Here is a 12,509-nt window from a genome sequence, read left to right as displayed (position 1 = left end):
GAAAATCTCTAAAAAAAATTATAACGCGCTGATTTCGCGAGTGATCCCGCATCTCAATTTTACCATAAAATCTTCTATAAAATATTATATAGCAATTTTAATACATTACTCCTAAAAAATAAAATCCTTGCTCTTTTGCCGGCAAAAGAGCCTTCCCGGTATCTCTCGACAAGGATCGTCCCCCGCAGTACAAAAACGCATCCCCATATTCCCAGACATCAGCCTTCCGGCGGTTTTTCCATGCTTCCTGTGCGCTCTGTTCCCGTATCCTGCCCGGCCCGGTCTCCCCTCCGGTCTCCGGTCATACGCCCGCAGCGGATCGCATGCATCACCGTCTGCCTTATTATTTTTCTGGCCGGTCTGTTCAGCTTCCTCCCGGCACAGGCCGCCTCCATCCCCCTGTTCGGGACCGTGGAGTTCCGGCGCCCTCTCGACAGCCTGCCCGCCTGGGCTGAGGTCCGCCGCATGAACGAGCTGGAGTTCATCTTCGTCAGCGGCAAGGTCTTCACCCGGACCGCCACCTGGGACTCCTTCAAACAGGGAGCCCAGGGCAAGAGCGGCATGGGACTGCTGCGCTATGTCAACACGTTCTGGAACCGCTTTCCTTACCGTGAGGATATCACCAACTGGGGCAAGGCCGACTACTGGGTCTGGCCCAACCTGTTCCTCAAAAAATCTGGCGACTGCGAAGATTACGCCATCGTCAAATATTTCACGCTCAAAGAGCTGGGCATGGATACGGACAAACTGCGTATCGTCGTCCTGCGCGATACCCTGCGCCGCCTGTCCCATGCCGTTCTGGCCGTCTACATGGACAATGACATCGTCATCCTGGACAACATCAGCAATGCCATCCTGCCCCAGGGGCGCCTGCGACATTATGTCCCGCAGTTCTCGTTCAACGAGAAGTCACGCTGGGCCCACATGCGAGGCAAAAAAACAAACGAGTAGCCCATGAACACTCCCGACCCCGACTTCCCTGCCAAGCCGCATCACTTCATGAGCAAACGGCTGAGCATCAGTATCAGCCTCGTGCTTTTCGTGCTGGTCCTGCTGCTCTCCTATGCCCTGTGTTCCCTGCAGGTCGACCGGAGCACCCAGGCCATCCTGGCGGACAAAAACCGCTTCCTCCTGTCCAAGATCGATACCATGCAGATCCGCCTGCAAGACTGGCGGCGGACCATGCTGGAACAGACCAAAACGCTGGCCCTTTCGGAGAGCGTCCGCCTGTTCGCCGCGGACATGGCCGCCCTACCCTCTGATCTGCTGGACAAGAGCTCCCGCACCGCCGCTCCCGGATCCGACAGCGACCAGCTTTCCTTGCAGGACCAGCGCGAACACATGCAGCAGCTGCTGGCGGACATCGCCTACCAGAACGATCTTGACCGCATCCGCATGTTTCTGCCCGATGGCCGTAAGATTGTGGACAGCTCCTCTGACGCTGCCGACAATCACGACGACGATCTTCTCGTCCGGCAGGCCGTCACCTCGAGGACGCTTTCCTTTGGCGCCATCCACAAGCATGATGACCACTTTGCATTGCAGGCCGGTGCCCCCCTGTTCGAGATCAGCGGCAAGGACAGGCCCCGTGTCGTCGGCTGCCTGCTCCTGAGCTTCCCCATGGACGCGGCCCTGACGAACATCCTCCAGGACAAGGAAAGCCAGCTCAGGCTGGTGGATCTTTTCCCGGACAGGAGCAGCGTCTTTCTGCTGCGGGAGGACGCCCTGCAACAGCTCCCCCTCCGTGCAGGCGTGGCCGGCACCCATTCGCTGGACTTCAAAAAGCGTCCTGCCATGGCCGGAGGGGATGACGTCTATTCCCTGGCCTTCATTTCCTCGCTGCCCAATACGCTGATGCTGGTGGCCTCCCTGCCCGCCGCGGACATCGACCGGGAGATCCTCCACAAATCCATGCAGATCTATGCCGTCGGCCTGCTGACCAGCCTGGGGATCGGCCTGCTGCTGGCCTTCGGGGTCTCCTGCCTGGTGGGGCGGGCCCACCGGGCTTCGGCCGCCTACTTCAAGGCCCTGTATACGGTTATCCGCGACCAGAAGCAAGTGCTGGACAGCGTCAATGATTCCATGCGCCTGGGGCTGGTCCTGTTCAGTGCCACGGACGGCGTCCGCATCTTCAACCCCGAATTTGCCAAGATCTGCGGCGGCATCCCGCAAGAGGAACTGGCCGGCAAGTCCCCCAGGGATCTCTTCCCCCAGGAGGACGCCGACAAATTGCAGGCAGGCATCGAACGCAAGATCAGGGAACCGTCCTTCGACGGCGTGGAGCTGGCCCTGCCCGGTACTGACGGCAAGGAACATCTTTACAGGGTCTCCCTCTATGTTTTTCTGGACAGGCAGGAGCAGGACGCCGCCAAGGAAGCTCCCCTTCCCGAAAGCGTCGTGGCCATCTTCAAGGATATCACCCGCTTCCGCCGGCAGGCCCAGAAAGCCCAGGAACGCCAGCACCATCTTATGGAAGCCCTGGTGTGCGCCGTGGAATATGTGGACCCCAACCTGGTGGGCCATACCCGGAAGATGCGGCATGTGGCGGAGCTGCTGGCCCGGCATATGGAGCTGGACAATACGGCTGTCCTGACCCTGCGCATGGCTTCCCAGCTTTCGCAGATCGGCAAGATCTTCGTACCGCACCACCTGCTGCGCAAAAGCGGCAAGCTCACGCCCGAGGAGCAGCAGGCCGTACTGCAGTCTTCGGAGTATGCCTTCCGCGTCCTGTACGGGATCAACTTCGGGCTGCCTGTTCCCGAAGCCCTGCACGACATGAACGAAAAATTCGACGGCAGCGGTCCGCGGGCCCTGAAGGGCGATCAGATCAATCCCCATGCCCGCCTGCTGGCCGTGGTCAACGCCTTTTGCTCCATGGTCAGCGACCGGGCCTACAGGCAGGGGATGCCCATCGGCCAGGCCCTGGACATCCTGTCGGCCAGCCCCGCCTTCGATCCCGCCATCGTGCTGGCATTGCGGGAGATACCCGCGGAGGACCTGCGCTCCGCCCTGGCCGGGGAAGACAGCCCTTCCCGGGCCTAGACTGAAGATCACCCAAGGGGACGACGTGAAAACGCCGTCCCCTTGTCATACTCTCTGCCGGAAGCGTGCGTATCCTTTTTCCCGGAAAGCTGTTTTGACATCCCCGCAAGAGCTGACGTATATTGAAACCAAACATGAAGCGGCCGTCAGCCCCGGAAAGACGCCGCTTTGCCTTTCCCTGCCCTGCACTTTCGCGGATGCAGCGGCCCGCCCCTCTCCACGGTCTCCGCGGATATGTCCATCCTTTCCGGTTGAGGAGGATACATGAAATTCCAGTTTGACCGTCCCGCCTGCCAGAACCTGCGCAAGGCCCTCCGCAAGGAGTGGCTGGAGACCAACGGTCTTGGCGACTATGCCTCCAGCTCGCTGGTATGCTGCAATACGCGCAAATACCACGGCCTGTTCGTCACCGAGCTGGCCCGGCCCGCAGGCCGCCATGTGATGCTCTCCACCCTTGAGGAATCCCTGCTCATGGCAGGCAAAGAGTTCTTCTTCTCCTGCCGCAAGCATCCGGGCGTGTACTTCCCGCGCGGGCATGAATACATGCAGGCTGCCTCTGCCGTGCTCTGGCCTTCCTTCCGCTATCGTTTCGGTGACGTGACGTTGACCCGCGAGCTCATGCTGCTGCCGGGACGGCACGTTCTCCTCATACGCTACAAGGCCAGTATCGCCAGTCCCGAGACCCCGCCCCTGCGCCTGCGCATCAAGCCCCTGCTGGCCTGCCGCAGCATGCATACGGTCATCCGCGCCGACAAAGCCATCGACAGCAGCGTCTCCCCGACCCTGTACGGAGCTTCCGTGCGCCCGGATCCCCAGCTACCCGAACTTTTTTTGCAGATGGACGGCCCAGCCTCCTGGCAGACGGCCCAGGACTGGTACTACAACATCGAGTATCTTGTGGAGCAGGAGCGGGGCTTTCCCTTCCAGGAAGACCTGTTCATGCCAGGGATTTTCGAAGTGGACCTGGCTCCCGGTCATGCCGTCTATCTCACCGTCTCCACGGAGAGCCTGCAAAAGGAACACAGCCGGCATGACTTCGAACGTCTGTGGCAGGAAGAGAGCCAGCGCCGGATCGAGGAAGAAGCCGAGACGGACAGCCTGCAAAAGCATCTGGCCCGGGAAGGCAAACGTTTCCTCATCACCACGCCCGGCAGCACGACCGGCCGGATCGACAGCATCGTGGCCGGGTACCACTGGTTCGGCTCCTGGGGGCGCGACACCATGATCGCCCTGCCCGGCCTGACGTTTTTTGCCGGTCGCCAGGCTCTGGGCGAACAGATCCTTGCCAACATGGGCGCCGCCGTGCGTGACGGCCTCATCCCCAACGTTTTTTCCGCCGACGGCCGTCATGCCTACAACTCTGTGGACGCTTCCCTCTGGTATGTCTGGGCCGTGCAGATGCTGCTCCAGGTCGATCCGCAGCGCATGGGCTTTGTGAAAGAACACTGCTGGCCCGCCATCAAGGAGATCCTCCGGGCCTATGCCGGAGGACAGGTTCCGTTCGTCCATGCCGACGAGGAAGGTTTCCTTGACGTGGGCGACGAACAGACCCAGCTCACCTGGATGGACGCCGTGGTCGACGGCAGGCCCGTCACGCCGCGGCACGGCCAGCCGGTGGAGATCAGCGCCCTGTGGTACAATGCCCTGGCCTTTGCCGACCATCTGGCACGGCGCTTCGACGAACCTCACTGGCAGGATTCCGTCGACCAGCGGGACCGCATGCGCGCCGTTTTCGTCCACCGGCACTGGATCAAAGATTACCGGGGCGACTATCTGGCCGACGTCTGGCGGGATGGCGAGCGGGATTTCCGTGTGCGGCCCAACCAGCTGTTCGCCGTTTCCCTACCCTTCCCCATCCTCGAAGAAGACAATTACGCCTCCGTGGTCTCGCGCGTGCGCCAGTGCCTGCTGACCCCCTGCGGGCTGCGCACGCTGGCCCCCAGCGCCAACGAGTACTGCTCCCTTTATGAAGGCGGGCCCGGAGAGCGTGACAAAGCCTACCATCAGGGCACGGTCTGGCCCTGGCTTCTGGGCGCTTACGGCGATGCCCTGCTGCGGGCGGCCTGGGATGAGGAAGGCGCCGCGCGCGACCTGCTGCATACCCTGACGCCCCTCTTCGGCAGCCATCTGGGCGGCGCCGGTATCGGGAGCATCTCCGAGATATTCGACGGAGACCCGCCGCATCTGCCCAACGGCTGCATCGCCCAAGCCTGGAGCGTGGCCGAATGCCTGCGCCTGCTGAACAGGCTGGGAAAGGTGGCTCCCCAGGCCTATGCGCAGTGGGAAAACGCCCTGCTGCAAGGAGACAGGTAATGCGCGTCCTCATGTTCGGCTGGGAATTTCCCCCCTTCAAGAGCGGCGGGCTGGGCACGGCCTGCCAGGGCATGGCCACGGCACTAGCCAAGAAAGGCACGGAGATCTTCTTTGTCCTGCCCCGTGCCGAAAGTGACCGCCCCGTCCATCTGCAGGACGGCCTGACCATGTTTTCCGCCTCGGGCACCCGGGTCTGCACCCGCAGCGCCCGTCTCCGGCGCGAAGAAGACGTGCGCGAGATATGGCATGACCGCCAGTACACGGAGCTCGTCCCCGGCTTCCGGGACGAGATCGAAGAGATCTGGCGCGAAAAGCTGCATCTGGAATATATCGACTCGCCGCTGCGCCCCTATCTGAACAGCGGCAGCTATCTGAAAGAGCACCGGGAGCTCCAGCGTCTGCTTTCCGAAAAACGTCTGGCCGACCCGACCCTGCGGACCGTCTTGCAGCATGAAGGCCCGGAGCGGGAGCACCTTCTGCGCGAGATCGCAGAGAGCCGGGAACAGTGCGAGACCCTGACGCTGCACGGCGGTTACGGCGAAGACCTCATGAGCGAGGTCTACCGTTATGCCTGCGCCGCGGCCGTCATCGCCGGACGCCTGGAATTCGACGTCATCCACGTCCATGACTGGATGACCTATCCGGCGGGGATGCTGGTCAAGCAGCTGACGGGCAAACCGCTGGTGGCCCATATCCATGCCCTGGAGCATGACCGCAGCGGCGACAACCTCAACCAGACCGTGGCCGACATCGAAAAGGCAGGCATGGAGGCCGCCGACCGCGTCGTGGCCGTGAGCCACTACACCAAGCAGGAAGTCATGGCGCAGTACGGCATCCCCGAGGACAAGATCTCCGTGGTCCACAACGCCGTCTCCCGCAATGACATCCACAAGAGCGTGGTCATCCCCGAACGCTGCCGTCATGAGAAGCGGGTCCTGTTCATGGGCCGCGTCACCTACCAGAAGGGCCCCGACTATTTTGTCGAAGCCGCCAAGCTGGTACTGGACCGTCTGCCCCACACGCGTTTCATCATGGCCGGCAGCGGCGACATGCTGCCCAACATGGTGCGCCGTGTGGCCCACCTGCGCATCGGGGACAGATTCCATTTCACGGGCTTTTTGCGCAACGGCGAAGTGGACCGCATGTACGCCATGAGCGACCTTTACGTCATGCCCAGCGTTTCCGAGCCCTTCGGCATCGCGCCGCTGGAAGCCATGGCCTACGACGTCCCCGTCCTCATCTCGCGCCAGTCCGGCGTGGCGGAAGTGGTACGCAACGCCATCAAGGTCGACTTCTGGGATGTGCGGGAAATGGCCAACAAGATCTGCGCCCTGCTGGCCTATCCCCTGCTGGCCGCCGAGGAAGTCCGCAATTGCCGTGAAGAACTGAAGAACATCCGCTGGGAGAATGCCGCCACCAAGCTGCGCGCCATCTACGACCAGCTTGTTGCGGGGAGGAGATAGCATGTCCGCCATCTGTTTCTATTTTCAGGTACATCAGCCGTACCGCCTGCGCCACTACACCTTCTTCGATATCGGCGCCAATTCCTGGTACGAGGACGAGAACGCCAACTGCGGCATCCTCCTCAAGGTGGCGCGCAAATGCTATCTGCCCATGAACGCCCTGCTGCTCAAGCTCATCCGGCGCCATGAGGGGCAGTTCAAGGTGAGTTTCTCCATCTCCGGCACGGCCCTGGACCAGTTCGAGACCTACGCCCCGGAAGTCATCCAGAGCTACCGGGAGCTGGTGGCCACCGGCTGCGTGGAGCTGCTTTCCGAGACCTACAACCACTCGCTGGCCTTCCTCTACTCGCCTGACGAGTTCCGGGAGCAGGTCCGCCTGCACGATGACCGCATCGAAGAGCTGTTCGGAGTGCGGCCCACCTCGTTCCGCAATACCGAGCTCATCTACAACAACGCCCTGGCCCGTACCGTGGAGGAAATGGGCTACAAGGCCATCCTGGCGGAAGGCGCCGACCATGTGCTGGGCTGGCGCAGCCCCAACTTCGTCTACAGGCCTTCGGGGTGCGACTCTCTGCGCCTGCTGCTCAAGAACTACCGCCTTTCCGACGACATCGCCTTCCGCTTCTCCAACCACGAATGGCCGGAATTCCCGCTGACGGCGGAAAAATTCGCCAGCTGGGCCCAGGCCTCCGGGGCCGCAGGGGACATCATCAACCTGTTCATGGACTACGAGACCTTTGGCGAGCACCAGTGGGAATCCACGGGCATCTTCCAGTTCATGGAGGCCCTGCCGGACGTCCTGCTTTCCCTGCCGGGCTTTAGTTTCGTGACGCCCACCGAAGCGGCGGCCATGTTCCAGCCCGTGGCCAGTCTCGACGTGCACAATTTCATGTCCTGGGCCGACGCCGAACGCGACCTGACCGCCTGGCTGGGCAATGACATGCAGCAGGATGCCATCACGGCTGTCTACCGTCTGGAAGAAAAGGTGAAGGCCAGCGGCAACGAAGATCTGCTGCGCACCTGGCGACGCCTGCAGACATCCGACCATTTTTACTATATGTGCACCAAGTGGTTCGCCGACGGCGACGTGCACAGCTATTTCAATCCGTACGGCACCCCCTATGATGCCTACATCAACTACATGAACGTACTGGCCGACTTCGGCCTGACCCTGGATGCCCCCCTGCCCGCTGCCGGAGCGTCCCGCAGTTAGCGCACTCCCGGCACGGCCTGCCTGACGGATCATGCCCTGCGCGAAGGCATGGCCCGGACAGACCTCTCCGGGGGCTTTCATGAATGCAAGGAGATCCGTCTCAATGTCACAAGATCTGTCAAACGCGACCCTCTTCGAAGTCAGCTGGGAGGTCTGCAACAAGGTCGGCGGCATCTATGCCGTCGTCAGCAGCAAGATCCTGGAAGCCCTGGCTGCCTTTGGAGAAAATTATTTTCTTCTGGGGCCCGACCTGGGCAACAACCCCGACTTTGAAGAGACCGACGAGCCCTGCTGGCAGGAGCTGCGCCAGGAGACCGACCGGCGCAACCTGAGCTGCCGCTTCGGCCGCTGGAACATCCCCGGCCGCCCCAAAGTCATCCTGGTCGGGTACCGTGACCGTTACGACCAGAGCCAGCTGCTGTTCTCGCTCTGGAACCGCTACGGCGTGGACTCCATCTCCGGCGGCTGGGACTATGTGGAACCGGTCATGTTCAGCACGGCCTGCGGCGAAGTGATCGAAGCCGCCTGCAAGGCGCTGCACATCCCTGCCGACGGCCCGGCCCTGGCCCACTTCCACGAATGGATGTGCGGCGGCGGCCTGCTCTATCTCAAGACCAACGCCCCCTATGTGGGCACGGTCTTCACCACGCACGCCACCATGCTGGGGCGCTCCATGGCCGGTTCCGGCTTCGACATCTACAAGCAGATGCACCAGATCAACCCCAAGCATGAGGCCGGGGCCTACAATATCACGGCCAAATGCTCCATGGAGACGGCCTCGGCACGCGAAGCCGACTGCTTCACCACCGTCAGCCGCATCACGGCCGACGAGGCGGGCGTCTTTCTGGGGCGTACCCCCGATGTGCTGACCCTCAACGGTCTGGACTTGCGCGTCATCCCCGACTACAGCCGGGACAGGAGCCTGGCCGCGGCTTCCCGGCAGCGGTTGCTGGAGGCCGCCGGCCGTCTGTTGCGCCGCCGCCTGCCCGAGGATACCCGCGTCTTCCTCGTGTCCGGCCGTTATGAGTATCACAACAAGGGCATCGACGTGTTCCTTGACGCCCTCGGCATGGTCAATATGGCCCTCAGCCAGTCCCAGTCCAATGTGCTGGCCCTGTGCGCGGTCATGGGCGGACACAGCGGGGTCAATGCCGACGCCGTCAGCGGCGACCCGGCCAAACTCCCCGGCCAGGGCGGCTTCTGGATCAGCAGCCATCACGTCTACAACCAGCCCAACGATCCCATCCTCAATGCCTGCCAGCGCCTGGGCCTGGACAACAGGCCGGAGAACCACGTGCAGGTCATCTTCGATCCTGCCCTGCTCGACGGCAAGGACGGCTTCCTGAACATGCGCTATGAAGAGGTGCTGGCCGCCTGCGATCTGGGCGTATTCCCCTCCTGGTACGAGCCCTGGGGCTATACCCCGCAGGAAAGCGCCGCCCATGCCGTGCCCACGGTCACCACAGACCTTTCCGGCTTCGGCATGTGGGTGCGCTCCAGCCAGCGCGATAAGAACGGCGTGACCATCATCTGCCGCCGCCAGACCTCGTATGACGAGACCGCGGCCAGCCTGCGCGACGTGCTCCTGCAGTATGCCTCCCTGCCCGAAGAGCAGATGCAGGAACACCGGCACATGGTGCGCCATGTGGCCGAAGGCTGCTCCTGGGAGCAGTTTTTCCCCTACTATGTGCAGGCCTACGGTCTGGCCCTGGACAAGGCACGCCAGCGCAGCTCGCAGCCCGCCGGCGGCAGCACGACCCTGACCCGTGTGCTGGCGGCCACCATGTCCACCACGCCCAACCTGCACAGCTTCACGGCCCTGACCTCACTGCCCCCGGCCATCGGCCGCCTGCGTGAGCTGGCCCACAACCTCTGGTGGAGCTGGCACCCCGAATGCCACTATCTCTTCTCGGCCCTCAACGAAGAAGAATGGGAACGCAGCAACCACAATCCCATCGCCACGCTGGAAAAAGCCACCCGGGCACGGCTGATCATCGTGGCCCACGAGCAGAGCTACCTGCGGCTGTACAACCAGACCATGGCGGCCTTCGATGCCTACATGACCAAGGCGCCGCAAAGCTTCGGCCCCCTGACCCCGCAGCAGCCTCTGGCCTATTTCTCCACAGAATACGGCCTGAGCGAATGCCTGCCCATCTACTCCGGCGGTCTGGGCGTCCTTTCCGGCGACCACCTGAAATCCGCCAGTGACCTGAACATCCCGCTGGTGGCCGTGGGCCTGCTGTACAAGAACGGCTACTTCCGCCAGATCATCGACAAGAACGGCGACCAGACCCCAGTCTATCCCGAAAACGATTTCGTCACCCTGCCCATAGAGCAGGTCAAGGATCAGGACGGCAAACCCCGCGAGATCTACCTGCAGATGCCGGGCCGCCGCCTGCACGTCCAGATCTGGCTGGTGCGCGTGGGACGGATCAACCTCTACCTGCTGGACACCAACCTGCCCTCCAATACGGCGGAGGACCGCAAGATCACGGCCCGCCTGTATGAAGCCGACCGCGATATCCGCCTGCGGCAGGAGATCCTGCTGGGCCGGGGCGGCGTGAGCATGCTGCGCGCCCTGGACATCCGCCCCGCCGCCTATCATATGAACGAAGGGCATTCGGCCTTCCTCATCTTCGAACGCATCCGCCTGCTCATGCAGGAGAATGGCCTGTCCTTCGAAGAGGCGGGCGAAGTGGTGCGCGGCAGCACCCTGTTCACGACCCATACGCCCGTGGATGCCGGCAACGAGCGTTTCTCGCTGGAAAGCATGGAGGCCTATTTCAAGCCCTACATCCAGACCGTGGGCATCAGCTGGCAGACCCTGGTCAATATGGGCCGCTTCGAAGGCAGCGAGCGCAACGTCTTCGAGATGACCGTCCTGGCCCTCAAGTATTCCATGAAGGCCAACGGCGTCAGCGCCCTGCACGGTGTGGTCTCCCGCCATATGTGGCAGGAAGGCTGGCAGGGGGTCCCGGTGGCGGAGATCCCCATTTTCTCCGTGACCAACGGCATCCATGTGCCCTCCTACGCCGGTCCGGCCATGCGTCCCCTGCTGCAAAAGCACCTGGGCGAAGGCTGGCAGGAACTGACGCCCGACGACCAGAAATGGACCTGCATCGCGGACATCCCCGATGCCGACCTCTGGACGGCCCGCCAGACCCAGAAAAAGCACCTGCTGGAAACCATCCGCTCCAGCCTGCCGGAGTTCTTCAAAAAATTCGCCATCCCCTACGAAAAGCAGCAGGAGATGACGTCCCGGCTGACCCCCGAGACCCTGGTGATCGGCTTTGCCCGCCGCTTTGCACCGTACAAACGTGCGACCCTGCTCTTTGCCGATGTGGACCGTCTGGCCCGTATCCTGGAAAAGAGCGGCCAGCCCGTCATATTCGTCTTTGCCGGCAAGGCCCATCCTGCCGATGGCCAGGGCATCGGCCTGATCCGGGAACTCTTCCAGCACATGCTGTCGCCCCGTTTCTTCGGCAAGATCTTCTTTATCGAGGATTACAGCCTGGCGATCTCCCGCCTGATGGTGCAGGGCTGCGATGTCTGGCTCAACAATCCCCGCCGCCCCTACGAGGCCTGCGGCACCAGCGGCCAGAAAGTGGCGGTCAACGGCGGCCTCAATCTCAGCGTGGCCGACGGCTGGTGGTGCGAAGGCTACAACGGCACCAACGGCTGGACCATCGGCCCCCTGGTGGCCAAAGGCAGCCTGGGCCCCGAACAGAGCGACTATGACGATGCGGCCTCCCTGTATTCCCTGCTGGAAGACAAGGTGATCCCGCTGTACTTCGAGCGCGATGCGGACAACCGGCCCCACAACTGGCTGCTGCGCGTCCGCAAGGCCATGCAGACGCTCATCGCCCAGTACAGCTCGCACCGCATGCTGCGCGATTACCTTAGCGACTACTACATCCCGGCGGCCACCAGCCATCAGGAGATCCGCAGCAACCACTACGCCCTGGCCCGCCATCTGAGCCAATGGAAGCAGGACGTCAACGTGCGCTTCGGCTCCGTGCAGATGGATACCATCCGCATCGAAGGCATCAAGGAAGACAGCCTGCTGGACGGCCAGTCCCTGCATGTGGCCGTGACCGTGCATCCCGGCAGCATGAAGCTCGACGAGCTGCTGGTCCAGCTGGTGGCCGGTCCCGGCGACGGCTCCACTTTTACGGAAACGCCCGATGTGGTGGAGATGCAGCCGGAGAGCGAAGGGGTGGACGGGACCATGACCTTTGTCTGCACCTACACGCCTTCCCGCAGCGGGATCCATGTGTACGGTGTGCGCGTCATGCCCTGCACCGAAGGCCTGTCCTCGCCTCTGGAGACGCGCCTCGTTTTGTGGGGCTAGGACTCCATGGCCCAACCATGACAAAAAGGGGGATGCCGCTTGCGGCATCCCCTTTCCTCTTCTTGCGGGCAGGAAAACACCATCGGTATTTTCCCTATGAAATACCCACGCCCGCGGCCGCATCCTC

At 62.5% G+C, this 12,509-nt stretch carries 6 protein-coding genes; all 6 read left to right on the top strand.

Annotation, left to right across the window (positions count from 1 at the left end):
* Nucleotides 1–240: 240 nt before the first annotated feature.
* Complete coding sequence (locus ACQRCJ_RS10940; protein ID WP_427799800.1) at nucleotides 241–951, top strand: transglutaminase-like cysteine peptidase; 711 nt, start codon at nucleotides 241–243, stop codon at nucleotides 949–951.
* A 3-nt stretch (nucleotides 952–954) separates the two neighbouring features.
* The gene (locus tag ACQRCJ_RS10935; RefSeq protein ID WP_427799799.1) at nucleotides 955–3,042 is read left to right on the top strand and encodes an HD domain-containing phosphohydrolase; all 2,088 of its coding nucleotides are present in this window, start codon (nucleotides 955–957) and stop codon (nucleotides 3,040–3,042) included.
* A 264-nt stretch (nucleotides 3,043–3,306) separates the two neighbouring features.
* Nucleotides 3,307–5,355 (top strand): amylo-alpha-1,6-glucosidase, encoded by a 2,049-nt coding sequence (locus ACQRCJ_RS10930; RefSeq protein WP_427799798.1) that lies wholly within the window; start codon nucleotides 3,307–3,309, stop codon nucleotides 5,353–5,355.
* Complete coding sequence (locus ACQRCJ_RS10925; RefSeq protein ID WP_168935262.1) at nucleotides 5,355–6,818, top strand: glycosyltransferase; 1,464 nt, start codon at nucleotides 5,355–5,357, stop codon at nucleotides 6,816–6,818. The genes ACQRCJ_RS10930 and ACQRCJ_RS10925 overlap by 1 nt, the downstream gene beginning before the upstream one ends.
* Before the next feature lies 1 nt (nucleotide 6,819).
* On the top strand, nucleotides 6,820–8,031 hold the full coding sequence (locus tag ACQRCJ_RS10920) for a glycoside hydrolase family 57 protein (RefSeq protein ID WP_304048120.1): 1,212 nt from the start codon (nucleotides 6,820–6,822) through the stop codon (nucleotides 8,029–8,031).
* Nucleotides 8,032–8,134: 103 nt separating this feature from the next.
* On the top strand, nucleotides 8,135–12,382 hold the full coding sequence (gene glgP, locus ACQRCJ_RS10915; protein WP_427799797.1) for an alpha-glucan family phosphorylase: 4,248 nt from the start codon (nucleotides 8,135–8,137) through the stop codon (nucleotides 12,380–12,382).
* Nucleotides 12,383–12,509 lie beyond the last annotated feature (127 nt).

This window comes from Desulfovibrio sp. SGI.102, from assembly GCF_050314315.1.
Taxonomy (GTDB): domain Bacteria; phylum Desulfobacterota; class Desulfovibrionia; order Desulfovibrionales; family Desulfovibrionaceae; genus Desulfovibrio.
The sequence above is the reverse complement of the archived record's forward strand: the minus strand, read 5'-3'. Positions and strand labels throughout refer to the sequence as shown.